Origin of the sequence: Sphingomonas hankookensis, from assembly GCF_028551275.1 — a bacterium.
In the GTDB taxonomy this organism is placed as follows: Bacteria; Pseudomonadota; Alphaproteobacteria; order Sphingomonadales; family Sphingomonadaceae; genus Sphingomonas; species Sphingomonas hankookensis_A.
In genome coordinates this window covers 87,920-111,867 of sequence record NZ_CP117025.1, presented here as the reverse complement: position 1 = coordinate 111,867, position 23,948 = coordinate 87,920, and the positions used below count along the sequence as shown (strand labels likewise).

The 23,948-nt window shown below is 66.5% G+C and carries 17 protein-coding genes, 1 tRNA gene and 1 pseudogene; 8 read left to right on the top strand and 11 right to left on the bottom strand.

Going from position 1 to position 23,948, the window contains the following annotated elements; genetic code table 11:
• Positions 1–54: 54 nt before the first annotated feature.
• Both PPZ50_RS00535 and PPZ50_RS00530 read right to left on the bottom strand, forming a co-directional pair.
• Entirely contained in the window at positions 55–2,070 is a 2,016-nt protein-coding gene (locus tag PPZ50_RS00535) for a HAMP domain-containing methyl-accepting chemotaxis protein (RefSeq protein WP_066691754.1), read from the bottom strand.
• Between the two features lie 209 nt (positions 2,071–2,279).
• Entirely contained in the window at positions 2,280–3,953 is a 1,674-nt protein-coding gene (locus PPZ50_RS00530; RefSeq protein ID WP_066691751.1) for a methyl-accepting chemotaxis protein, read from the bottom strand.
• Positions 3,954–4,324: 371 nt separating this feature from the next.
• On the opposite strand from PPZ50_RS00530, the gene PPZ50_RS00525 reads away from it, so the two are divergent.
• Positions 4,325–5,254 (top strand): DUF808 domain-containing protein, encoded by a 930-nt coding sequence (locus tag PPZ50_RS00525; protein WP_066691741.1) that lies wholly within the window; start codon positions 4,325–4,327, stop codon positions 5,252–5,254.
• Between the two features lie 194 nt (positions 5,255–5,448).
• Here the strand turns inward: PPZ50_RS00525 and PPZ50_RS00520 are convergent, their stop codons facing one another.
• A complete protein-coding gene (locus PPZ50_RS00520; protein WP_232308012.1) occupies positions 5,449–6,666 on the bottom strand; it encodes a serine hydrolase domain-containing protein in 1,218 nt (405 codons plus the stop codon).
• A gap of 212 nt (positions 6,667–6,878) precedes the next feature.
• On the opposite strand from PPZ50_RS00520, the gene PPZ50_RS00515 reads away from it, so the two are divergent.
• The 4 genes and pseudogenes from PPZ50_RS00515 to PPZ50_RS00500 form a co-directional block, all read left to right on the top strand.
• Positions 6,879–9,695, top strand: coding sequence for a TonB-dependent receptor (locus PPZ50_RS00515; RefSeq protein WP_066691739.1), 2,817 nt, complete (start codon positions 6,879–6,881; stop codon positions 9,693–9,695).
• A gap of 69 nt (positions 9,696–9,764) precedes the next feature.
• Positions 9,765–10,847 (top strand): arabinan endo-1,5-alpha-L-arabinosidase, encoded by a 1,083-nt coding sequence (locus PPZ50_RS00510; RefSeq protein ID WP_126013464.1) that lies wholly within the window; start codon positions 9,765–9,767, stop codon positions 10,845–10,847.
• A 1-nt stretch (position 10,848) separates the two neighbouring features.
• Positions 10,849–11,850 carry an arabinan endo-1,5-alpha-L-arabinosidase gene (locus tag PPZ50_RS00505; RefSeq protein ID WP_066691735.1) on the top strand — a complete coding sequence of 334 codons (1,002 nt, stop codon included), beginning with the start codon at positions 10,849–10,851 and terminating at the stop codon, positions 11,848–11,850.
• Between the two features lie 14 nt (positions 11,851–11,864).
• Positions 11,865–12,905 (top strand): annotated as a pseudogene (locus PPZ50_RS00500) (glycoside hydrolase family 43 protein); the annotation flags it as partial.
• Between the two features lie 117 nt (positions 12,906–13,022).
• Here the strand turns inward: PPZ50_RS00500 and PPZ50_RS00495 are convergent.
• Positions 13,023–13,113 (bottom strand) — tRNA-Ser (locus PPZ50_RS00495).
• A gap of 90 nt (positions 13,114–13,203) precedes the next feature.
• Between PPZ50_RS00495 and PPZ50_RS00490 the strand changes: the two genes are divergently transcribed.
• Positions 13,204–14,070 carry a peptidylprolyl isomerase gene (locus PPZ50_RS00490; protein ID WP_066691733.1) on the top strand — a complete coding sequence of 289 codons (867 nt, stop codon included), beginning with the start codon at positions 13,204–13,206 and terminating at the stop codon, positions 14,068–14,070.
• Between the two features lie 3 nt (positions 14,071–14,073).
• Here PPZ50_RS00490 and PPZ50_RS00485 read toward each other — a convergent pair whose 3' ends face one another.
• Genes PPZ50_RS00485 through PPZ50_RS00465 form a run of 5 tightly spaced genes read right to left on the bottom strand, consistent with a single transcriptional unit; the run spans position 14,074 to position 18,223 of the window.
• The gene (locus PPZ50_RS00485; RefSeq protein WP_066691731.1) at positions 14,074–14,688 is read right to left on the bottom strand and encodes a LysE family translocator; all 615 of its coding nucleotides are present in this window, start codon (positions 14,686–14,688) and stop codon (positions 14,074–14,076) included.
• Between the two features lie 4 nt (positions 14,689–14,692).
• The gene (locus tag PPZ50_RS00480) at positions 14,693–15,271 is read right to left on the bottom strand and encodes an ABC-type transport auxiliary lipoprotein family protein (protein ID WP_232308011.1); all 579 of its coding nucleotides are present in this window, start codon (positions 15,269–15,271) and stop codon (positions 14,693–14,695) included.
• 26 nt (positions 15,272–15,297) lie between these two features.
• A complete protein-coding gene (locus PPZ50_RS00475) occupies positions 15,298–16,266 on the bottom strand; it encodes an MlaD family protein (protein WP_066691728.1) in 969 nt (322 codons plus the stop codon).
• Positions 16,266–17,117: an ABC transporter ATP-binding protein gene (locus tag PPZ50_RS00470; protein WP_198158585.1), complete on the bottom strand. Its 852-nt coding sequence runs from the start codon at positions 17,115–17,117 to the stop codon at positions 16,266–16,268. The genes PPZ50_RS00475 and PPZ50_RS00470 overlap by 1 nt, the downstream gene beginning before the upstream one ends.
• Positions 17,114–18,223, bottom strand: coding sequence for an ABC transporter permease (locus PPZ50_RS00465; protein WP_066691723.1), 1,110 nt, complete (start codon positions 18,221–18,223; stop codon positions 17,114–17,116). The genes PPZ50_RS00470 and PPZ50_RS00465 overlap by 4 nt, the downstream gene beginning before the upstream one ends.
• 2 nt (positions 18,224–18,225) lie before the next feature.
• On the opposite strand from PPZ50_RS00465, the gene PPZ50_RS00460 reads away from it, so the two are divergent.
• Complete coding sequence (locus PPZ50_RS00460) at positions 18,226–18,960, top strand: HAD family hydrolase (protein ID WP_232308010.1); 735 nt, start codon at positions 18,226–18,228, stop codon at positions 18,958–18,960.
• A 259-nt stretch (positions 18,961–19,219) separates the two neighbouring features.
• Here the strand turns inward: PPZ50_RS00460 and PPZ50_RS00455 are convergent, their stop codons facing one another.
• Positions 19,220–19,660, bottom strand: coding sequence for a hypothetical protein (locus tag PPZ50_RS00455; protein ID WP_066691722.1), 441 nt, complete (start codon positions 19,658–19,660; stop codon positions 19,220–19,222).
• Positions 19,661–19,789: 129 nt separating this feature from the next.
• On the opposite strand from PPZ50_RS00455, the gene ppc reads away from it, so the two are divergent.
• Positions 19,790–22,465, top strand: a complete 2,676-nt coding sequence (gene ppc / locus PPZ50_RS00450; RefSeq protein ID WP_066691720.1) for a phosphoenolpyruvate carboxylase — start codon at positions 19,790–19,792, stop codon at positions 22,463–22,465.
• Between the two features lie 633 nt (positions 22,466–23,098).
• Here ppc and panC read toward each other — a convergent pair.
• Complete coding sequence (panC, locus tag PPZ50_RS00445) at positions 23,099–23,938, bottom strand: pantoate--beta-alanine ligase (RefSeq protein WP_066691718.1); 840 nt, start codon at positions 23,936–23,938, stop codon at positions 23,099–23,101.
• Between the last annotated feature and the right edge of the window lie 10 nt (positions 23,939–23,948).

Here is a 23,948-nt window from a genome sequence, read left to right as displayed (position 1 = left end):
ATGCCTGCGATCGCGACGGCCGCCCCCATGGCGGGGGGCGGCGCGCCGGTCAGGTCAGGCTGCCTGTCCGAAAGCGTCGTCGTCGTCGTCCGGCCCGCCCTGCGTCAGGTCGAGCGCAAAGCCGCGCGCGCGGGCCTGCTGGTCGGCGACGGTGTTGATCCTCGTCTTGGGCGCCGCCGCCTTGGCCGGCTTGCGCACCGGGCGCCGCGTCGCTTCGTGGCGTTCGGCCTTGACCCGGAAGAAGGCGATGCTCGACTGCAGCTCCTCGGCCTGACCCGCCAGTTCCTCGGAGGTCGAGGTGATCTGTTCGGCTGCCGACGCGTTCTGCTGCGTCACCGTGTCGAGTTGTTGCAGCGCCTGGTTGATCTGCGATGCGCCGATATCCTGTTCGCGGCATGCGGCGCTGATCTCGGCGACCAGCTCGGCGGTCCGGCGAATGTCGGGGACCAGCTTGGTCAGCATGTCGCCGGCCTGCGCCGCCGCCTGCACCGTATCGCTCGACACCGAACTGATCTCGGCGGCTGCCGCCTGGCTGCGTTCGGCGAGCTTGCGGACTTCGGATGCGACGACCGCGAAGCCGCGGCCATGTTCGCCGGCACGCGCCGCCTCCACCGCTGCGTTCAGCGCCAGCAGATCGGTTTGACGCGCGATTTCCTGCACGATGCCGATCTTTTCGACGATGGTCCGCATCGCACCTACCGCGCGATCGACCGCGATGCCGCTCGTTTCGGCGTCCTTCGACGACTGGCGCGCGATCTTTTCGGTCTGGGCGGCATTGTCGGCATTCTGTTTGATGTTCGCCGCCATCTCTTCCATCGAAGCGGAGGCTTCCTCGGCAGAGGCGGCCTGTTCGGTCGCGCCCTGGCTGACCTGTTCCGACGAGGCGGAGAGCTGCTGGCTGCCGCCCGCGACATTGTCGGCAGCGGCGGTCGCGTCGCCCACGACATTGCGCAGCCGCTTGGTCATCGACACCAGCGCGTTGCCCAGCTGGTCCTTGTCCGACAGCGGCTGGTGATCGACGGTCAGGTCGCCCGCGGCGATGGTATCGGCCAGCGCGGCCGACTTGCGCAGACCGGCGAGCATCGACACCACCGCATGGCCCAGCTGGTCCTTGTCCGACAGCGGCTTCGCATCGACCGACAGGTCGCCCAGCGCGATGGTGTCGGCCAGTGCCGCCGACTGGCGCAGGCCGTCGACCATCTTGACCATCGCATGGCCCAGCCGGTCCTCGTTCGACAGCGGCTTGTGGTCGACCGACAGGTCGCCCAGCGCGATCGTATCGGCCAGTTCTGCCGACTTGCGCAGCGACGCGGTCATGCGGTTGACGGTGTCGACCAGGTCCTTGATCTCGTCATTGCTGGTGACGACGACCTCCTTGTCGAGGTCGCCGACCGCGACCGCGTCCAGCGCGACGCTGACCCGCTTCAGCCCCTGCGCAACGATCCGGCTGATCCACAGCGCGCCGGCGATGGCGATTGCGCAGGCGAGCAGCCCGGCAACGATCAGGATCAGGCGGGCCTGGCTATAGGCTGCGGCGGCCTCGGCCTTGGCCTCTTCCATGCGCGACGTGCTGCGTCCGATCAGGACGTCCAGCGTCTTGGCGATCGTCACCACCCGGTCGCGTGCATCGGTCAGGCTCAGGCGCGCGGCCTCGGCATTCCTGTTTTCCAGGCCCAGTTGGCGGATCCGGGCGTTGATCGCCTTATATTCGTTCCAGTTGTTCGCGACCGTCGCCCAATCGGCCTTCGACCGTTCGGTCGAATTGGCCATCGCATCGCTCAGCAGCGAATCGAGTTCGGTAACCCGGGTGGCCGCGCTGTTTGCGAATTCGCGATTCTGGGCGTCGTCATCGGTCAGTGCCATGTTCTTTTCGAACCGCACGATATCGAGCAACGCCACCTTGATATTGAGATTGCGAACCTGTCGCGTCGCCGGGCCTTCGATCACGTCGACCAGGCCGCTGTTCATCGCCGACATTCGCGAGACGCTGAGGATGATGATCGCCAGCATCATCAACAATACGACTCCGAATGTCGCGGATAGCTTGGTCTTTATCGTAACGCGTTTCATCGAATTCCCTAACATGTCTGGTTTCCGGTCACCCATTATTCCCCGGGTGTTGTCCGCCAGACTAAATCTCAAAAATTGAGATATTGTTTGCGGGCGTTTGATGCGTGGTCCCTTCGCCGTTGGCGTGACGCGCCGTCGCGAAGGGGAGGGCGATCCGCCGGCTTTGGTGAAAGACGCGGCGGATCGTCGGTTCGGGCGGTGCCGTCCGGTCAGGCGGCGTGTTCGAAGGTCACGTCGTCGCTATCCGGGCCGCCCTGGGTCAGGTCGAGCGCGAAGCCGCGCGCGCGGGCCTGCTGGTCGGCGACCGAGTTGGGCTTGGCTCGGGCGGCCGCCTTGGGCTTGGCGGCCACCGGCTTGCGTGCCGCCGGGCGCTTCGCCGCCTTGCCGCTGCCGTCGTCGACGCGGAAGAAGGAAATGCTCTGCTGTAGCTCCTCTGCCTGACCCGCCAGTTCCTCGGAGGTCGAGGTGATCTGTTCGGATGCCGACGCGTTCTGCTGCGTGACGGTGTCGAGCTGTTGCAGCGCCTGGTTGATCTGTGACGCGCCGATATCCTGTTCACGGCATGCGGCGCTGATCTCGGCGACCAGTTCGGCGGTCCGGCGGATGTCGGGGACCAGCTTGGTCAGCATCTCGCCTGCCTGTGCCGCGGCCTGCACCGTGTCGCCCGACACCGCGCTGATTTCGGCAGCGGCGGTCTGGCTGCGTTCGGCCAGCTTGCGGACTTCCGATGCGACGACCGCGAAGCCGCGACCATGTTCGCCGGCGCGCGCCGCCTCGACCGCCGCGTTCAGCGCCAGCAGGTCGGTCTGGCGGGCGATTTCCTGCACGATGCCGATCTTCTCGGCGATGACCCGCATCGCACCGACCGCACGGTCGACCGCGACGCCGCTCGCCTCGGCGTCCTTCGACGACTGGCGCGCGATCTTCTCGGTCTGGGCGGCATTGTCGGCGTTCTGCTTAATGTTGGCGGCCATCTCTTCCATCGAAGCGGATGCTTCCTCGGCAGCGGCAGCCTGTTCGGTCGCGCCCTGGCTGACCTGTTCCGACGAGGCGGAGAGCTGCTGGCTGCCCCCCGCGACACTGTCCGCCGCCAGCGAACTGTTGCCGACCACGCTGCGCAGCCGCTCGATCATCGAATTGGTCGTGTCGACCAAATCCTTGATCTCGTCGTTGCTCCGCACCGTGATCGTCTGGGTCAGATCACCACCGGCGACCTGGGTCAGCGCGCTGCCCAACTGCTTCAGGCCACGCGACACGATCAGGCTGACCCACACCGCGCTGCCGACCGCGATCAGGATTGCAGCAATGGCGACACCGACCAGCATCGTCCGCGCATCTTCATAGCTGGCGGCGGTCTTGGTCTTTGCCTCGGTCATCAAGCCATCGTTGATCGAAACGATTTCGTCGAGCGAGCCGTACATATTCTTGACGGCGTCGCGGGATTGAGAAAGCGACAGGAGCCCTGCATCGTCGCCCTTGCCTGCAAGAGCAAGGGTGCGGACGTTCTGATTGATCTGTTTGACTTTTTCCCATGCCACCGAGACTTCGGTCCAGCGCGGCTTCGCGGTCGCCGACGCGTTTTCCACCGCCTGTCGGATCAGGTCGCTGGTCGCCGCGATCTTGGATAGCGATTCCTGATCGAACTCGCGGACCTGTGCCGGATCCTTCGACAGGGCCATGTTCTTTTCGAGGCGAATGATTTCGTTCACCTCAACCTGTACGCGCAGCGACCGGGCCTGTCGCTTGGCCGGGCCGTCGATGACGTCGACGATATCCGTATTCATGTGCGACATCTGACTGACGCCGATCGCGACGATGGCAATCAGCATCGTCACGATGATGGCGAACGTCACTCCCAGCTTCGCCTTGATTGTCGACCGCATACTTCTCTCCCGACCTTATGCGAGAGCCGAAGTCCGCAAATTACGGAATTAGGCCTACTCGTATACGACACCACGTAGAGACCCGGCTTTAAGAAGACCTTGCCGGGATTTTAACTATTCCCGAAGGGATGTTAACCGCGGACCCGCAAGACGCCGATACTGGCCTCGATGTTATGCGTGTGTCGATGACGGCACTTTCCATAAAGCGGCGCGCCAGCAATGGTTTGATACGATCGCGCATCAAATTTGTCATGCTTGGCGGACGTCGTCGAGCCATTCGACCCGTTAACCAAAAAATTTGTGGCCCACTGTCCATGGCGTTGCCGCACGGCTGCCGCTACCGGTCGGGCCGAGGAACTAGGGGACAGGCGATGGCTGGTGGATTGGTTGCGCTGCTCGACGATATCGCGGCGATCGCGAAGCTGGCGGCGGCATCGCTCGACGATGTGAGCGCGGCGGCCGGACGCGCCGGGGCCAAGGCGGCGGGCGTGGTGATCGACGATGCTGCGGTCACCCCGCGCTATGTCGTCGGCCTGTCGCCTGCGCGCGAACTGCCGATCATCGGCAAGATCGCGCTGGGGTCGCTGCGCAACAAGCTGCTGATCCTGCTGCCCGCCGCGCTGATCCTCAAATTCTTCGCGCCCTGGGCGATCACCCCGATCCTGATGGCGGGCGGCGCGTTCCTGTGCTTCGAGGGGGCGGAAAAGGTCCTCGCCCCGCTGTTCGGCGGTCATCATGCCGAGGAAGCGGCGACCCCGACCGACCCGGCCGAGCTGGAGCGTACGCAGGTCAGCGGCGCGATCCGCACCGACATGATCCTGTCGGCGGAAATCATGATCATCGCGCTCAACGAACTGCCCGCGCTGTCGATCTGGATGCAGGGCATCGCGCTGGCGGTGGTCGGCATCGCGATCACCATCGGCGTGTACGGCGTCGTCGCGCTGATCGTGAAGATGGACGATATCGGGCTGGCGCTGGCCCGCCGGTCGAGCGCGCTGGCGCAGAGTGTCGGGCGCGGGCTGGTGAAGGCGATGCCGGTGGTGCTCAAGGCGCTGGCGCTGATCGGCACGGCGGCGATGCTGTGGGTCGGCGGGCAGATCATCCTGCACGGGCTGGAGGAGTTCGGCTTCGCCACGTTGCCGCACCTCGTCCACGACACCGCGCATCATGTGGCCGAGGCGGTGCCGGGGCTGGGCGGGGTGCTGGAATGGATCGTCAACGCGGCCGGCGCGGCGGTGTTCGGCGTCCTGATCGGCGGGGTCATCGCCGGCGTACTGCACGTCCTGCCGAAGAAGCATTGAGGGGCCACGTCCGCTCGGTTTTGTTACCCCCGTTCGGTTCGAGCAGTTTCGAGCTTGTCGAGAAGCGTCCGTCGAGAACCCTGTGTTGGGGCAACCCCTTCTCGACTACGGTTCTCGACAGGCTCGAACCTGCGCTCGAAGCAAACGGGGTCGGGGGTCGGGGGTGGGGCGCGAAGGGAGCAGGGGAGGCAAAATCACCTTCCCCGTGCCAACCGCTCCTCGGTCGGCGTAAACGCCGACCCCGTCGCCGCCGCCACCGGCACATCGGTCGCGAAATAGGCGACGCCGGTCCCGCGCCGCAGATCGACCCACAGCCCCGAGCGCAGGCCATAGGCGTCACCGGCATGACCGATCCGCATCCGCCCGTCGCCGAACGGGTCGTCACGGCACCCCCGCACCGGCGTCGCAAGGAACGTCACCGCCAACCCATAGCGGCACATGAACCCCGCCTGTTTCGCTCCCGTCGTCGCATCGCTGCCGGTGTCGCCGTTGGTCCCGTCCCAGGTCCATTGCGGCGTGGTCAGCAGGGCAAAGGCGCGTGGGGACAACAATCGCCCGCGGTCCCCCTGGCCCCGGCGCAACAGCATCCGCCCGATCGCCGCCAGCCCCCGCGCCGAGATGCGCAGCCCCCCTTGCGGCGAGAACATCGCCCCGTTCACCCCCGCACGCCACCGCGACAGGTCGCACGAACCGTCGCGCGCCGGCTCGACCGGGCAGGCGGGCGGGCGGCCATGATGGTCGTCCTTGGTCGGCTTGCCCGCGCGATACTGCACCACCGCCCGCGCCGACACGCCCGGCGCGCAACTCGCCCAGTTATAGCAGGCCTCGATACCCAGCGGCGCGAACACCAGCCGCTGCATCGCCCGGTCGAACCGTTCGCCGGTCGCGCGTTCGATCACGCTCGCGACGATCGGGAAGTTCAGATTGGCATAGGCGAACCACGTACCCGGCGCATGGGCGGCGTCCCATGCTTTCGGATCCGCTAGCACCGGGGCCAGTTCGGCATCGAGCGGCAGGACATAATCGACCCCGTCGACGATCCCCGCCCGGTGCGACAGCAGCATCCGCAGCGTGATCGGCACGTCGGGAAAACGCGGATGCCGCAGCCGCCAGCCGAGCAGATCGGATACGTCCGCATCGAGATCGAGCCGCTTGGCATCGACCAGTCGCAACACCGCGATCGCCGTTACCAGCTTGGAAATGGACGCGACGCGGACCGGATCATCGGCGGTGACCGGACGGTTCGCGGCGATATCGGCCAGTCCACGCGTGACGACCGCCGTTTCGCCCTGTCGGTCGAACGCGACGCGCACTTCGGCAACGGGTTGCGCCGTGGCAGCGGCGAGCAAGGCGACGATCGGCATGACGCCTTCGTACCGCTTCGCCGCCGCCGCTGCCACTATGCCGGTCATGCACCATCGAGCATATCGACCATCGGCATCCGATAGTCAGACAAACGAATCCGCCGAACAGTCCGGCCTCTCTTCGGTAATCGCGTCCAGTTGTTGTTAGCGATAACGGCGCGATGATCCGAAGCTGTGCCGCTTTTTTTCGATTGCCAACACGCAATCAGCTGATATTTGTCAGAGTATTATAAAAACAGAAAATCGTTTGGGGGGGATATATGCGCGGCATAGCTACGATTCTGGCGTCGGTTTCGGCCTTGGCATTTCTGCCATCACCGGCATCGGCACAGGACACATCGGAAGTCCAGTCGTCGCCGGATGTCGCGTCGGTCACGTCCGAAGCCGAGGATGAAATCGTCGTCACCGGGGTCCGCGCCTCGATCGTCGGCGCGCTGAACGTCAAGCGCAACGCGACGCAGGTCGTCGACTCGATCGTGGCCGAGGATGTCGGCAAATTGCCCGACAACAATGCGATCGAAGCGTTGCAGCGGATCAGCGGCGTGCAGGTCACGAACCGCACCGGCGGCGAAGCGGCGGCGATCTCGATCCGCGGCCTGCCCGACGCGCTGACCACCATGAACGGGCGCAACATCTTTACCGCATCGGGTCAGGCCTTTGCGCTGGCCGATATTCCGGCGAACCTCGTCAAGCGGATCGACGTGTACAAGACGCGCGCCGCCGACCAGATCGAAACCGGCATTGCCGGACAGATCGACGTGTTCACCCGGCGTCCGTTCGATTTCAACGGCTTCGCCATCTCGGGCGTCGCGCGCGGCATCTACAACGAACAGGCCGACAGCTTTAACCCGAACGTATCGGGCCTGATCAGCAACCGCTGGGAAACCGGGATCGGCGACATCGGCGTGCTGGTCAGCGGCAGCTATGCGCGCACGAAGTTCCGCGACATGAGCGTGACGTCGGGCGCGATGGTGCCGTTTGTGACCGAAAACCCGCCGCCGGGCTTCACCCCGTTGCAGCGGGTCTTCCCCGAAAGCGGCGCCTGGGTGCCCGGGACCGAGCGCGGCCTGCCCTATGCCGCCGGATCGACCTTCCTGCTCGGTGGGCGGCAGGTGCCCTATTATCTGTCGCGCGACGCGGTGTTCAGCCCCGACGTCGCCGGCACGCGCGAGCGTCCGGCGGTCAACGCCGCGGTGCAATGGTCGCCGAACAACAGCTCGACCTACACCGCCGAAGTCTTCTGGAACCAGTTCAGCGCGACGACGCAGAACAGCCTGTTCTTCAGCTTCGTCGACTGGTGGGGGTCGCTTGGCGCCAACCCCAAATCGACGATCGAGCTGTATCCCGACACCAACATCATCAAGGCGCGCTCGGTCGGCGACGTCTATGGCTTCAACAGCGGCGACTATACCCGGTCGAAGACCAACAGCTTCGTCTATGCGCTGAACGGCGACTGGAAGGTCGGTGACAATGCGCGGATCACCGCCGACTTGTCGTACCAGAACAGCCAGTTCGACACGCAGTTCCTGGCGATGCGGATCGATCGCGTGGCCAAGCGGATCGATGTCGACTTCAACACCCGCAACGGCATTCCCGCCTATAATTTCGACAACAACGCGCTGCTGACCGACCCGACCCAGTGGAATGTCGGCGAATTCTACGACAACGCCAACCGGTCGAAGGGTGACGCCCTTACCCTGCATCTGGATGGTGAGAACCGCTGGGACGAAGGCTTCCTGCGCCGCGTGAAGGCCGGCATCCGCATCGACGATCGCAATGCGATGGATTCGGTGCGGGCGCAGGACGCGCCCGGGCTCGGTCGGCGGTTGTCGACGCTCGATCCGGGCCTGCAATTGCTCAACAAGGACTTTTTCGACGGGCGCGCCAGCGTGCCGACGTCGTGGCTGGTCCCCAACGGCACCTATATCTACGAAAATGTCGATGCGATCCGCCAGCTCTACAAGGGCAGCGTCGCACCGGGGTTCAAGCTGTCGAACGCGCTCAGCCTGACCGATGTGTTCGACATCAACGAGATCACGATGACCGCCTATGCGATGGCGGACGGGCAGTTCGACCTGTTCGGACGACCGTTCTTCGTCCAGGCGGGCGTGCGCTACACCGATGTCGACACCAATTTCGTCTTTACCGACCGCTATAACGGCCGGGTGACCAGCGCGTCGAACGGCACCAGCCGTTTCCTGCCGAGCGCCACGCTGCGCTACGAGATCACCGACGATTTCCGCATCCGCTTCAATTATGGTGAGACGCTGCGCCGTCCGGCGTTCGGCGATCTCAACCCCAATCCCAACCTGGTCGGCGACCTGACCAATGTCGGGCGCGGCAGCGGCAGCGCCGGCAATCCGAACCTGCGCCCGACCACCGCGCGCAACTACGACTTGTCGGCCGAATGGTATTTCGAACGCAACAGTGCGCTCTACGCCACCGCCTTCCGTCGCGAGATCGATGGGCTGGTCGTGCCGGTCACCTCGCTGCTGGTCATCCCCGGCACCGGGCTGAACACCAACCGCTTTGCCGTGACCCGTCCCGAAAACGCATCGAACGGCGTGCTGAAGGGCATCGAGCTGGGCCTGACCTATTTCCCGACCTATCTGCCCTGGGTGCTGGACGGCTTCGGCTTCCAGGGCAGCATGACGCTGCTCGATTCCAAGCAGAACATCCCCATCTCGGACCAGAACGGCAACATCGTCGCCGAAACCGAATCGGCATTCTTCGGCGTGTCCGACCTGTCGTACAATGCAACGCTCGCCTATGATAAGGGCGGTCTGGGCGCCCGCCTGTCCTATGTCTGGCGCAAGGCGTTCCTCGGCAATAACGAGGCGCGGCTGTTCGCCAACCCGATCGGCGTATGGCGGCGGCCCGAAAGCAGCCTCGATTTCCAGCTGACCTATGACGTCACCAAGCGGCTGGGCCTGACGCTGGATGCGGTCAACCTGACCAGCCAGACGCAGCAGAACTATTACAAGTTCGAGGATGCCGGGAACCAGAACCAGTTCAATCTCGGCACCACGCTGTTGTCGCGGACCTTCGCGGTCGGCCTGCGCTACGCGTTCGACTGACCGGGCGGGCGGGGCCAGCGCCCCGCCGCCCTTCGCGATCCCATTCTATTCTGACGGAGTGACCCACCCATGATCCGGTCCACCCTTCCGCTCGCCGCCCTCGTCCTTCTCGCCGGCTGCAACGGTATTTCCGGCAGCGATGCCAGCGGCAATATCAAGGCGCCCGCCGCGCCGGCCCCGACGCCCACGCCTACACCGACTCCCACGGCCAGCCCGACGCCGGTCGGGCTGGCGCTGACCGGCGATACCATGCCTGTACACGACCCTGCGATCATCAAGGACGGCAACACCTATTACCTGTTCGCGACCGGTTCGGTCAGCGATCGCGAAGGGCTGCTGGCGACGCGCACCTCGACCGACCTGAAGGGGTGGACGTGGCGCGGGCCGGCCTACACGGCGTTGCCCGCCTGGGCGACGACGGCGGTGCCGGGCACCAGCGGCATCTGGGCGCCCGATATCGTCAAGCGCGGTGGCGAGTTCCGCCTCTATTATTCGGTCTCGACCTTCGGCAGCAACCGCTCGGCGATCGGCCTGACCACCACCAATGCGTTGAACACCAACACCCCCTCGACAGGCTGGACCGACAAGGGCCCGGTCATCCAGTCGAGCACGTCCGACAATTTCAACGCGATCGATCCGGCGGTGTTCACCGATGCCGATGGCCGCGAATGGATGGCCTTCGGCAGCTTCTGGAGTGGCATCAAGATGGTGCGGCTCGATCCCGCTACCGGCCTGCGCCTCGCCAGCGACCAGACGGTCTACGCACTGGCCAGCCGTCCGTCGCCCGGCGCGATCGAGGCGCCGTTCGTGGTGCGGCACGGCGACTATTATTATCTGTTCGCGTCGTTCGACAGCTGCTGCAAGGGCGCGGACAGCACCTACAACACCGTCGTCGGCCGGTCGAAGACGCCAACCGGTCCGTATCTCGACAAGAGCGGCAAATCGATGCTCGACGGCGGCGGCACGCTGGTGCTGGCATCGGGGCAGGGGACCAATGCCCGCTATGTCGGGCGCGGCCATGTCGCCGTGTTGCAGGAATCAACCGGTGATCACATCGTCTATCACGCCTATGACCGCGAACGGAACGGCGCGCCGACGCTGCAGATCCAGAAGCTGGTCTGGGATGCCGATGGCTGGCCGGTGGCGCAGTAACATGGCCCGGTTCGTCGCGCCGCTCGCCGCGCTGCTGCTGGCCGGTGGCTCGATGGCCCAGGCCCCGGCGCCTGACGGTGACATCCGCCCGGTCCATGATCCGGTCCTGATCCGGCAGGGCGGCACCTGGCACGTCTTTTCGACCGGGATCGGCAAGGACGGGCAGGGGCTGATCGCGGCGCGCACCTCGCCCGACCTCGTCCACTGGCGCGCCGGCACGCCGCCCTTCGCCACGCTGCCCGACTGGGCGGTGCTGGCGATACCGGGGGCGAAGAACATGTGGGCGCCCGACATATCCTTCGTGAACGGGCGCTACCGGCTCTATTATTCGGTTTCGACCTTCGGGTCGAACCGCTCGGCGATCGGGCTTGCCACCAATATGACGCTCGACCCCGCCGCGCCCGGCTATGGCTGGCGGGACGAGGGGGTGGTGCTGCAGTCGATGCCCACCGACGACTACAATGCGATCGACCCGGCGTTCATCGCCGATGGCCAGGGGCGGCACTGGCTGTCCTTCGGCAGCTTCTGGAGCGGGTTGAAGCTGGTCGAGCTGGACCGCGCCACCGGCAAGCCACTGAACCCGCGCGCCAGACCTTTGACGCTCGCCAGCCGCCCGGTGCCGGCCGGCGCACCGTCGATCATCGAGGCGCCCTATATCTTTGCCCGTGGCGGCTATTACTGGCTGATCGCCAGCTACGACTATTGCTGCAAAGGCGTGAACAGCACCTATTACACCGTGATCGGCCGATCGAAGTCGATCACCGGCCCCTATCTGGGCAAGGACGGCAGCTCGATGCTGGCCGGTGGCGGCACGATCCTGCTGCGCGCCGACCTGCAGGAACAGAGACGGTTCCGCGGGCCGGGACACGCCGGCCATTATCGTGGGACCGATGGCGTCGACCGCCTCGTCCATCACGCCTACGACAAGGACAATGACGGTGCGCCGACCCTGCGTGTCGCGACCCTCGAATGGGGCCGCGATGGCTGGCCGACCGCGCAATGAAGGAGAAGATGCCCGTGACCGATCCGCTATCGCGCCGCCTGTTCCTGAGCGGGGCGGCCGTTACTGCCGCCGCCGCAACGCTGCCTGCCTTCGCGCAGCGCCGCCGCCCGAACGGCATCGTCAACCCGCTGGTCAAGAACCGCGCCGATGCGCAGGTTTTTCGCCACACCGATGGCTGGTATTACCTGACCGGGTCGGTACCGGAATATGACCGGCTGGTGTTGCGGCGCGCGCGGACCATCGGCGGCCTGACCAACGCGTCGGAAAAGGTGCTGTGGCGGCATGAGGCGAAGGGGCCGATGTCCGGCTTCCTGTGGGCGCCCGAGCTGCACTGGATCGACGGCAAGTGGATCATGTATTTCGCCGCCGGCCCCAGCGGCGGCGGCGAGGATGTGTTCCGCATCCGCACCTATGCCGTGGTGTGCGATGGCCCCGATCCGATGATGGGCAACTGGACCGTGCTGGGCCAGCTCCAGACGCCATGGGACAGCTTCAACCTTGATTCGACCAGCTTCGTCCATCGCGGCACCCGCTATCTGGCGTGGGCGCAGCGCGAGCCGGGAATCGACACCAATTCGAACCTGTACCTCGCACCGCTGGCGACGCCGCTGACGCTGGCCGCGAAGCCTGCGCGGCTGACCGTGCCGACGCTTCCATGGGAAATCCGGGGCTACAAGGTTGCCGAGGCGCCGGCGCTGCTGGCGCGTAACGGGCGGCTGTTCATGACCTATTCGGCCAGCGCCACCGATGCGCGCTATTGTCTGGGGATGCTGACTGCGCGCGACGATGCCGATATCATGGACCCGACGGCGTGGACCAAATCGCCGGTACCGGTGATGAAGACCGATCCGGCCCGCAGGATTTTCGGTCCCGGCCACAACAGCTTCACCGTCGACGAACGCGGCCGCGACATGATCGTGTTCCACGCGCGCGACTATGAAAAGATCACCGGCGACCCGCTATTCGATCCCAACCGCCATACGCGGGTCCAACCGGTCCGCTACGATGCCGACGGCGTCCCACAATTCGACCCGCCCGTCGCCAACGGTCCGCTGCGGGTTTGATCGAGCGGTCGCATCTGACGGGCGGGGGCGTCCGTCGGATGCGACTGGCTGACCGGCATGTCGCTGCCTGCGGTTGCCCTAGCGGGTTCGGCCTAAGACCTTGTCGAATGGCGGAGCGGGAGGGATTCGAACCCTCGATACGGTTTTGCCGTATACTCACTTTCCAGGCGAGCGCCTTCGACCACTCGGCCACCGCTCCGCATTGCCGGAAGGTGGGTTCCCTAGGGCGCGGCGCGATTTCTGGCAAGCGGCAGTTGCAGGACAGACGATATGCGTGCCAGCATGGCGCATGCACATCGTCTCGCTGATCGCCGCCCTGCTCCAGTCCACTGCATCTGCCGCGGCGCCGCCTGCGCCGGCCGATCCGGTCGAGGCCGACTGGCGGGCGATTCCCGATGACGAACTGATGGTAATGACGCTTGCCGGCAACCGACGGGTCGTGATCCGGCTGGCGCCGCGCTACGCGCCGGTCCATGTCGACAATCTGCGCAAGCTGGCGCGGGCGCATTGGTGGGACGGGACGTCGGTGTACCGCGTGCAGGACAATTACGTCACGCAATGGGGCGACGTGACCGAGAAGAAGCCGCTGCCCGCCGGTGTCGTCGCCAATCCGCCCGCCGAATATGTCGGCAGCCGCTATGATGCGGTGACGCGGATGACGCGGCCGGACCCCTATGCGGCGAAGAGCGGGCATAGCGCGGATGGCTGGCCGGTGGCGAGCGATGGCAAGGCGGCGTGGCTGACGCATTGCTATGCGATGGTCGGGGTCGGGCGGGACATGGCGCCCAGCACCGGTAGCGGGGCGGAGCTGTACACCGTGATCGGCCACGCGCCGCGGCATCTCGACCGCAATATCGCGTTGGTTGGGCGGGTGATCGAGGGGATGGAGTTTCTGTCCTCGTTGCCGCGCGGGACCGGCAATATGGGCTTCTATGCGCCGGATCAGGTGCCGACCCCGATCCTGTCGGTGCGGCTGGCCAGCGACATGCCGGCTGCGCAGCGCCCGCATTATCAGTTTCGCGCGGCCGACAATGCGCGGTTCGCCGCATGGCTGCGCGGGCGGGAGAATCGCGAGCCGCCGTTCTTCACGGTGCCGGCGGGCGGGGCCGATGTGTGCAATGCGATGCCGCCGGTCCGCAAGGCGCCGGTCCGGTAGAAATCAGACGCGCGAGGCGAGCAGCGCGGCGCTGAAGCCGAGGAAGATGCCGCCAGTCGCGCGGTCGAACCAGCGGCGGACGCGCGGGCGGGTCAGGTGGCGGGCGATCGATCGGCCGCCCAGCGCATAGGCGGCGTACCACAGGCATTCGACCAGCGCGAAGGTCGCGACGAGGATCGCGAACTGCGGTGCCTGTGGCCGGGCTTGGTCGACGAACTGCGGCAGGAAGGCGGTGGCGAACAGCAGCAGCTTGGGATTGCTGATCCCGACCAGAAAGCCGCCGCGGAACAGTCGCGCGGGCGGCAGCGCCGGCAACGGCGCATCGGCCGATGCGGCGCGTGTGGTCAGCGCGCGAAAACCGAGCCATGCGAGATAGGCTGCCCCCGCATAGCGCAGCACGTCGAACAGGCCGGGTACGGCGGTCAGCAGCGCGGTCAGCCCCGCCGCGGATGCCGCCAGCACCCCGACCAGAGCCGTCAGGCACCCGGCCATCGCCGGCAAGCTGCCGCGCCAGCCCAGCGCCACGCTGCGGGAGAGGACATGGAGCATGTTCGGGCCGGGCGTGCCGCACAGCACGATCACGGCGGCCACGAACAGCAGCCAGTTATGCAGGGGCATCAGATCAGCGACGAACCCAGTCGGCGACGGCGGTGGCGACGGTGTTCGCGGCCTGATTGATCGCAGGGCCGGCGTTGTTCGCGTCGATCACGGTTACCGGCACGCGCGCTTCGAAGCGGCGCTTTTCGAAGGTCGTCGCGTTCACGCGCTGGAGCGTCGCGTCATAGACGACGACCGCTTCGTTGCGGGTTGCGTCGATGCCGAATTGTCGCAGTTCGCCCGACAGCTGCGCGCCGGGATCGGTGAAGCCCTGCCGCGGGCTGAGCACGACCATGTTCGCGCGCGAGGTCAGCGTGTCCGACAGCAGCCGCGCGAACAGGCGCGCGGGCGGTTCGACCCATTGCGCTTCCTTCACATAGGCGATGGTCGTCGGGCTGGACTGGACCGGCACGCGGGTCACCGCCAATTCCTGCGGGACGACCGGCACCTGCACGGTGATCGAGCGCGCAGCGGCCGAGTTCTGCGTCTGCCCGGCGGCGACCGGCGCGGCCGGGGTCAGCGTCAGCAGTGCGGGCGGCGGTTCCGCCCCGAAGCGGATGCACGCCGCGAGCGGCAGGAGCAGCAGAACCGAGAGCTTCTTCATGGCGGGCCTCATCCTCGTCTTCCGCGTCACTTCTTTTTCGGGTCGTAGTCGGGCAGCTTCGAGCGACCGACCAGCGCCGTGGCGCCGCCCTGATCGACCTTTTCCGCGACCGAGGCGAGCGCACCGGTCATCGCGCGCAGGTCGCCGACCAGCTGGTTCACCTGCGGGATCGTCTGCTTGCTGAACGCCTGCAGCCCCGGCTTCGCATCGCCGATCGCTTCGTTGAGCGTATCGGCGCTCTTCTGTGCGCTGGCGATGGTGCGATTAAGCTGCTGGATCGTGGGCTGGATGTCGTTGGCCAGCACGCCGTTGGTGGTCGCGGCCAGTTCGCCGATCTGTTGCGAGGCGACCCCGGCACGCTGGATGGCGATGCGGGTTTCGGCCAGCGTCGCGGCGATTTCGGGACCGCGATCGGCGAGCGCATCGGTCAGCCGGTTGGTGCTGTCGAGGATCGCGGCGATCGAGTTCTGGTTGCGGTCCGACAGCACGTCGGCCAGCCGTTCGGTCAGCGTCGTGACGCGTTCGAGCAGCTGCGGCGCGGAGCTGAGCAGCGCAGCGACGCCGCCGGCCTTGGGCGGAATGACCGGCACGCCCATCGGGCATTGCTGTTCGGGATTGGTTTCGGGGCAGGCGATCGGCGGGGCGCCCCGGACCGCGCCGTCGAGCGTAATGGTCGACACGCCGGTGAAGCTGCCGACGATGGTCGCGGTCGTGCCGAGCAGGACTGGGGTTTCGTCCTTGACCTTCAGCCGGACGCGCACGAATTGCGGATCCTTCGGCCACAGCGCGATATCTTCGACCTGACCGACCGGCACGCCCGAGAAGGAGACCGGCGAGCCCTTCGCGAGGCCGTCGACGGCCTGTTTGAAGAAGACGTCATATTCCTTTTCACGGCCGCCGCCGATGCGGGCGAGCCACACGGTGAACAGCGCCAGCATGACCAGCAGGATCAGCACCACCGCGCCGACAAGGACATGGTTCGACCGGGTTTCCATCAGCGCCTCTGGGCTTGCGGCGAGGCCGGTTCGGTTCCGGCATCGCGATTGTGGTCATGCGCCTTTGCAATGCGATCCTGTGCATCGGTGGCGGCACGGCCACGGGGTCCATTGAAATATTCCTGAATCCACGGGTGATCCAGCGCGAGCAATTCGTCGATCGTGCCGACGGCGATGACCTTTCTGTCCGCCAGCACCGCCACCCGGTCGCAGATGGCGTGCAGCGTGTCGAGGTCGTGGGTGATGAGGAAGACGGTAAGCCCCAACGTCTTCTGCAGCGAGGCGGTCAGTTCGTCGAACGCCGCCGCGCCGATCGGGTCCAATCCCGCGGTCGGTTCGTCGAGGAACAGCAGCTGCGGATCGAGCGCCAGCGCACGGGCGAGGCCGGCGCGCTTCTTCATCCCGCCCGACAGTTCGGACGGATATTTCGGGCCGGCATTGGCGGGCAGGCCGGTCATGACGACCTTGTACCCGGCGATCTCCTCCAGCAGCGCAGGCTTGAGCTTCGGGTAGAATTCCTTGAGCGGGACCTGCACGTTTTCCGCGACGGTCAGCGTGGAGAACAGCGCACCGCCCTGGAACAGCACGCCCCATTTCTTGCGGATCTCGGTCGCTTCGGTCTCTTCGCGGCCGATAGTGTTTTCGCCGAACACCTCGATCGTGCCGGCGGCAGGCGTTTGCAGCCCGATGATCGAGCGCATCAGCACCGACTTGCCGGTGCCCGACCCGCCGACGACGCCCAGGATTTCGCCCCGCCGCACGTCGAGGTCGAGATTTTCGTGAATGACCTGTTCGCCGAACTGGTTCTTGAGGCCGCGCACGCGGATGATGGCGTCGGTGTCGTCGCTCATATCCAGCCGATCCATGCGAAGAAGATGGCGAAGAAGGCGTCGAGCACGATCACGAGGAAAATCGCCTGCACCACCGCCGCGGTCGTGCGGTTGCCGACCTGTTCGGCGTCGCTTTCGACCTGCATCCCGTGGAAACAGCCCGAAATGCCGATGATCGCGCCGAATACCGGTGCCTTGATCAGGCCGATATAGAGGTCGGTGATGGGCACCACTTCGCGAATGCGGGTGACGAAGGTGATCGGCGGGATGCCAAGCTGCGCCCAGCTGAGCAGCCCGCCGCCGATGATCGCGATGATCGATGCGTAGAAGCCCAAGAGCAGCATCATCACGATCGCGGCGATGACGCGCGGCAGGACCAGCGCCTCCATCGGCGACACGCCGATGGTACGCATCGCGTCGATTTCCTCGGTCAGCTTCATCGTGCCGAGCTGCGCAGCGAAGGCCGATCCGGAGCGCCCGGCGACCATGATCGCGGTCATCAGCACGCCCAGTTCGCGGAAGGTCAGGCGCCCGATCAGGTTGATCGTGAACACCTCAGCGCCGAACTGGCGCAGCTGTACCGCGCCCTGCTGCGCGATGACCATGCCGATCAGGAAGCTCATCAGTCCGATGATGCCCAGCGCCGAGACGCCGACGACCTCGAAGCGCTGCACCGTCGCGTTGAAGCGGAAGCGGCGCGGATGGCGCAGCACGTTCAGGAAGGCGAGGACGGTCGCACCCATGAAGCCGAGCAGGCCGAGCAGCTGGCGGGCGCTGCCTGTGACCGCATCGCCGATCTCCTCCAGCGCGCGCAGGGGCGGGCTGAGCGCCTTGTCCTTGCGCACGACGGGATCGTCGGCGGCGGCCACCTGGTCGAAGAGATGCTGGCTGTCGGCGTTCAGCCCGTCGATCGTGACGTTGCGGTCGCGGGCGAAGCGGTGGATGACCCATGCGCCGACCGTATCGATGCGGTCGACCCCCGACAGGTCGATGCGGTCGACCTTGCCGTCATAGCCGCTCAGCCGGTCGGGCAGGTCGCCGACCGTGCTGAGCGACAGGTTGCCGGTGAACCGCAGCACGTCACCGCCATCGGTCCGGTCGTGCGAAAAATCGGCGGAAGCGCTCATCAATGGCATCCATCGGCGATTTGCGACGTCGCGGCAAGGTGGTACGCGCAAGCGCCATGGGCCACCGCGACCTCGCCATCTATGACATGGACAAGACCATCACCCGCGTCGCGACATGGACGCCGTTCCTGCGCCACGCGCTCAAGGAACGGGGGCGCGGCGCGCTGTGGCTGCTGCCCATCGCGGGCATCGCGGTCGCGGGCTATGCGCTGAAATTCTACGGTCGCGACCGGTTGAAGGAGATGACCCACCGCCTCGTGCTCGGCCGGGCGGTGCCCGATGCCCGGCTGATCGAAACGGCGCGCGCCTTTGCGCGAGCGACGGTCGCCACCGGTCTGCTCAACGGGGCGAAGGCACGGATCGAGGCGGACCGGGCGGAGGGGCGGATGCTGGTGCTCGCCACCGCATCCTACCGCTTCTACGCGCAGGAGATCGCACAGCTGCTGGGGTTCGACGCGGTGATCGCCACCGATTGCGCGCGGGGCGATACCGGCGACGTGCTGGCGCGGATCGACGGCGAGAATTGCTATGGCGCGGCCAAGCTGCGCGCGATCGAGGCGTGGGCGCAAGGGCAGGGCATCGCGCGCGGCGATGTCGCGGTACGCTTCTACAGCGACCATGTGTCCGACGCGCCGGTGTTCGAATGGGCGGACGAGCCGTTCCCGGTCAACGCCCATGCGCCGCTGAAAGCACTGGCACGCAGGCGCGGCTGGCCCGTGCTCGACTGGCGCAAGTGATGCGGCGGGGCGGGGCGGAGGAATGGCGCGGGTCGTCCTGAACGAAGGTCTGACCGCTTAAACGTTACGCGCGGCGAACGGTTCAATGTGCGGTTGCGGACTCTTTTGGGGGACCGGTCCCAGTCGCTCTATGTCACCCATATTCGTCACTCCCGCGAAGGCGGGAGTCCATAGACGCTGACGTCCCGATGTAGACGAACCGTCGGCGCATATGGATTCCCGCCTGCGCGGGAATGACGAAAAGATCTATGGCAATGGCTTACCGCTTCGCGCCCAGCCGCTTGGCGTTCGCCGTCGCCTTGGCATGGATCGGGGTCAGCGCGCGGCCGCCCGCGCCGATCATCCCGGCCGCCAGCCGCATCGCGCGGTCGTTGCTTGCCGCCACGCGCTTGGCCGAGGGCATGCGGCCGGCGGTGCCGAGCAACCACGCGTCCTGCATCGCCTGAAACCACAGGCCCTGCATCGCCGACATGTCGGCCGCCAGCGAGTCACCGGCCTTGGCGAAGGCGGTCGCCTTTTCGGTGACCATGCCGGTCAGTTCGACATGATCGGCGGTCCACGGATTGCGCATCCCGGCGTCGATCATCGGCATCCGCCGATCGATGACCACGGCGGAGGCGGCAAGCGTTTCCCAGAATTGCAGCCCGGTGCGCGCGGCATCGGTCCAGATCTGCCACCAGGCAGTCATCGGCGTCGGCATCGGTCAATTCCCTCGAACGGTCCGCCGCGAGCATGTGCAGCGTGAGCGATGTACGCGATGGCAAGGCTTTAGGCCACCCGCGACATCGTGCCTTGACCCGCATCCTGCCGCATTGCAGCAAGTGTCCCCATGACGACTCTGCCCCCCATCACGAACAATCCCGACATCCGCTTCCTCGGCCGGCTGCTGGGCGATGTCATCCGTACCTATGGCGGGGAGGCGCTGTTCAAGCGGATCGAGCATATCCGCTCCACCTCCGTCGACCGGCATCGCGGCGTGGCCGGGGCGGATACGATCGACCTGGGGCTGGACAGCCTCAGCCTCGACGACACCATCGCGTTCGTGCGCGGGTTCATGATGTTCTCGATGCTCGCCAATCTGGCCGAGGACCGGCAGGGCATCGCCGCCGAGCCGGGGGCGGATGTCGCCACCGCCATCGAGAAACTGAAGGCCGAGGGGATCGGCGCGGATGCGGTGCGGGCCTTGCTCGACCACGCCCTGATTGCGCCGGTGCTGACCGCGCACCCGACCGAGGTGCGGCGCAAGTCGATGATCGACCACAAGAACCGCATCGCCGACCTGATGGAACTGAAGGACCAGGGTCGCGACGAGACGCCGGAAGGCGACCGGGTGGACGAGGCGATCCTGCGCCAGATCGCGCTGCTGTGGCAGACCCGCGTGCTGCGGCGTGAGCGGCTGTACGTCGCCGACGAGGTGGAGACGGCGCTCAGCTATCTGCGCGACATCTTCCTGCCGACGCTCCCGGCGCTCTATGCCCGGTGGGAGCGGGTGCTGGGCGAGCGGCCGCCATCGTTCCTGAAGCCCGGCAGCTGGATCGGCGGCGATCGCGACGGCAACCCGTTCGTCGATGCCGCGGCGATGCGCCTGGCGCTGGCCAAGGCGGCGGAGGCGGTGCTCGGCTATTATCTGGACCAGCTCCACAGCCTGGGCGCCGAGCTGTCGATCTCGACCGAACATGTCGCCGTGGACGAGGCGATCGCGGCGCTGGCCGACAAGAGCGGCGACAATGCCGCATCCCGTGCCGACGAGCCGTTCCGTCGGGCGATCAGCGGTATCTATGCCCGGCTGGCGGCCACGCACCAGAAGCTGACCGGCAAGGCGGCGCCGCGTCCGGGCAACCTGACCGGCGAGCCCTATGCCGATCCGGCGGCGTTCCGCGCCGACCTCGCCACGCTGGCGCGCGGGCTGGTGCAGCAGGGCAATGGGCCGTTGTCGACCGGCGGGGCGCTCGGCCGGCTGATCCGTGCAGTCGAGACGTTCGGCTTCCACCTCGCCACGCTCGACATGCGCCAGAACAGCGTGATCCATGAGAGCGTCGTCGCCGAACTGCTGAAGGTCGCGGGCGTCGAGGACGATTATGTCGCGCTGGACGAGGAGGCGCGGGTGGCGCTGCTGCGGCGCGAGCTGGAAAGCCCGCGCCCGCTCGTCAGCCCCTATGCCGACTATTCGGAGCAGACCGCCTCCGAACTGGCGATCCTGCGCGAGGCGGCGGCGGCGCATGCCCGCTACGGCCGCGAGTGCATCCGCCACTACATCGTGTCGATGGCGCAGTCGGTGTCGGACCTGCTGGAGGTTCATCTGCTGCTGAAGGAATCGGGCCTGTACGTGCCGGGCGGGGAGCCGCAGGCGCATATCATGGCGATCCCGCTGTTCGAGACGGTCGCCGATCTGGAAGCCGCGCCCGACATCATGACCAAGTGGCTGGCGCTGCCCGAGGTCGCCGCCATCGCCCGCAAGCGGGGTCATCAGGAAGTGATGATCGGCTATTCCGATTCGAACAAGGATGGCGGTTACCTGACCTCGACGTGGCAGCTGTCGAAGGGGTCGACCGCGCTGGCGCCGGTGTTCGAGGAGGCGGGCATCGGCATGCAGCTGTTCCACGGGCGCGGCGGCGCGGTGGGGCGCGGCGGCGGGTCGTCTTTCGCCGCGATCCGGGCGCAGCCGCATGACACGGTGCAGGGCCGCATCCGCATCACCGAACAGGGCGAGGTGATCGCCGCCAAGTACGGCACGCGCGACAGTGCGGTGACGAATCTGGAGGCGATGACCTCGGCGACATTGCTCGCCAGCCTCGAACCCGAAATGCTGTCGCCCGCAGATGCAGCGCGCTTTGCGGCGGCAATGGACACGCTGTCGGATACCGCGTTCAAGACCTATCGCGGCCTCGTCTATGGCACCGAGGGGTTCACCACCTTCTTCCGCCAGGCGACTCCGATCGCCGAGATCGCCGGCCTGAAGATCGGATCGCGCCCGGCGAGCCGGAAGAAGTCGGACGCGATCGAGGATCTGCGTGCGATCCCGTGGGTGTTCAGCTGGGCACAGGCGCGGATCATGCTGCCGGGCTGGTACGGGGTCGGCGCGGCGCTGACCGGGTTCGAGGACAAGGGGTTGTTGCGCGAGATGGCGACCGCATGGCCGCTGTTCGCCGCGACGCTGGCCAATATGGAGATGGTGCTCGCCAAGTCCGACATGGACGTCGCCGCGCGCTATGCGGGTCTTGTCGAGGACAAGGCGCTGTCGGATGCGATCTTCGGCCGGATCCAGGGCGGCTGGCAGGCGACGCATGACGGGCTGTTGTCGGTCACGCGCCAGACCCGGCTGCTGGAGAAGAGTCCGGCGCTCGAGGCATCGATCCGGTTGCGCACGCCCTATATCGAGCCGCTGAACCTGTTGCAGATCGAGCTGCTGAAACGGCACCGCGCGGGCGAGGCGGATGCGCGGATCGGCGAGGGCATCCTGCTGTCGATCAACGCGATCGCGACGGCGCTGCGCAACAGCGGGTGAGCGGCAAAGTTCACTAAGTTCACACTCGCGCGCAGTTTGCTTACATGACCGGTGTGGAGCTTTTTGCGGCCAAAGTTCACTAAGTTCACACTAGTGGCGTTTTTGTGCGTCGTTGCATTTCTCGTCACCCCGGACCTGATCCGGGGTCCCGCTTCTTGTCCGACGTGAGAAGAAGGAGCGGGACCCCGGGTCAAGCCCGGGGTGACGTGTGGGGTGGGCTTGGGGAAGCGAAAGTTGACGGCTGGCGCTGGCGTTGCGCGCCGGGGTTGCTGGTCGTTCGACGATGGCAAAGAACCGCCGGAGCGTGGCAGGGCTTGGGGTTGTAGGAAAGCGGATGGGCGTTCGAGGCGCTTCGTCGCTGGTCTGCCGCGACGCCAAGGAAGAAGAAGGTTGGTTCACGCGGAGGCGCGGAGGCGCGGAGGGGTTGCGCTCTTGGTGATCGTTTTGCGAACGGGAGACCGCATTTCCCGTGGCAACCGTGGACGGAGGCCGCTGTCGCGGGTGACGTTGCGCAGGTCGCAACCCCTGCGCGCCTCCGCGCCTCCGCGTGAACCCATTCTTTCTCTTTCGAAGCGATGCGTTTCCCAACCGGGAGACCCCAGCCTTCGCTGGGGTGACGTTGATGGAAGTGCCCTATTCGAACTCCACCGCGATATTGTCGATCAGCCGCGTCGAACCCAGCCGCGCGGCGGCCAGCAACCGCGCGGGTTTGCCGCGCACCGGGTCGCGCAGCGTGTCGGCGTGGACCAGGGTGACGTAATCGGGTTCGAATCCGGCGCGGGTGAGCGTCGCGATCGCGGCGGACAGGGCGGTGGCGACGTCGTCGCCGCGCTCGATCGCGCGCTTCGCCTCGCCCATCGCGCGCGGCAGGGTGACGGCGCGGGCGCGTTCGGCCTCGTCGAGATAGATGTTGCGCGACGACAGAGCGAGGCCGTCATCCTCGCGCTGGGTCGGTACGCCGACGATTTCGACGCCCAGGTCGAGGTCGGCGGTCATCCGGCGGACGACGGCGAGCTGCTGGAAATCCTTTTCGCCGAACAGCGCGACGGCCGGGCGGACCTGCCCGAACAGTTTGGCGACCACGGTCGCGACGCCATCGAAATGGCCGGGGCGGTGCGCGCCGTCCAGCACCTCGCTGACGCCCGCCACGCTGACGTTCGTCGCGAAGCCCGACGGGTACATTTCCTCGACCTCGGGTGCCCACAGGATGTCGACGCCGGCGTCGGACAGCATCTGCGCATCGGTCGCCTCGCGCCGGGGATAGCGGGCAAGGTCTTCGTTCGGGCCGAACTGTTTCGGGTTCACGAAGATCGAGACGACCACGCGCGGGGCGAGGCGGCGGGCGGCATCGACCAGCGCCATGTGGCCGGCATGGAGCGCGCCCATGGTCGGCACCAGTGCCACGGCCTCGCCAGCCTCGGCAAACGAGCCAAGCGCTTCGCGAAGCGACTCCAGTCGACGGATAATTTGCACGGCCGATGGC

Bases quoted from the DNA above. Each gene is read 5' to 3' on its own strand.
- PPZ50_RS00510 (WP_126013464.1), top strand. From the start codon at position 9,765: ATGATCCGGTCCACCCTTCCGCTCGCCGCCCTCGTCCTTCTCGCCGGC.
- PPZ50_RS00485 (WP_066691731.1), bottom strand. From the start codon at position 14,688: ATGCCCCTGCATAACTGGCTGCTGTTCGTGGCCGCCGTGATCGTGCTG.
- PPZ50_RS00530 (WP_066691751.1), bottom strand. From the start codon at position 3,953: ATGCGGTCGACAATCAAGGCGAAGCTGGGAGTGACGTTCGCCATCATC.
- PPZ50_RS00490 (WP_066691733.1), top strand. From the start codon at position 13,204: ATGCACATCGTCTCGCTGATCGCCGCCCTGCTCCAGTCCACTGCATCT.
- PPZ50_RS00515 (WP_066691739.1), top strand. From the start codon at position 6,879: ATGCGCGGCATAGCTACGATTCTGGCGTCGGTTTCGGCCTTGGCATTT.
- PPZ50_RS00525 (WP_066691741.1), top strand. From the start codon at position 4,325: ATGGCTGGTGGATTGGTTGCGCTGCTCGACGATATCGCGGCGATCGCG.
- PPZ50_RS00535 (WP_066691754.1), bottom strand. From the start codon at position 2,070: ATGAAACGCGTTACGATAAAGACCAAGCTATCCGCGACATTCGGAGTC.
- ppc (WP_066691720.1), top strand. From the start codon at position 19,790: ATGACGACTCTGCCCCCCATCACGAACAATCCCGACATCCGCTTCCTC.
- PPZ50_RS00465 (WP_066691723.1), bottom strand. From the start codon at position 18,223: ATGAGCGCTTCCGCCGATTTTTCGCACGACCGGACCGATGGCGGTGAC.
- PPZ50_RS00505 (WP_066691735.1), top strand. From the start codon at position 10,849: ATGGCCCGGTTCGTCGCGCCGCTCGCCGCGCTGCTGCTGGCCGGTGGC.
- PPZ50_RS00455 (WP_066691722.1), bottom strand. From the start codon at position 19,660: ATGCCGACGCCGATGACTGCCTGGTGGCAGATCTGGACCGATGCCGCG.
- PPZ50_RS00470 (WP_198158585.1), bottom strand. From the start codon at position 17,117: ATGAGCGACGACACCGACGCCATCATCCGCGTGCGCGGCCTCAAGAAC.
- PPZ50_RS00480 (WP_232308011.1), bottom strand. From the start codon at position 15,271: ATGAAGAAGCTCTCGGTTCTGCTGCTCCTGCCGCTCGCGGCGTGCATC.
- PPZ50_RS00460 (WP_232308010.1), top strand. From the start codon at position 18,226: ATGGCATCCATCGGCGATTTGCGACGTCGCGGCAAGGTGGTACGCGCA.
- PPZ50_RS00475 (WP_066691728.1), bottom strand. From the start codon at position 16,266: ATGGAAACCCGGTCGAACCATGTCCTTGTCGGCGCGGTGGTGCTGATC.
- PPZ50_RS00520 (WP_232308012.1), bottom strand. From the start codon at position 6,666: ATGACCGGCATAGTGGCAGCGGCGGCGGCGAAGCGGTACGAAGGCGTC.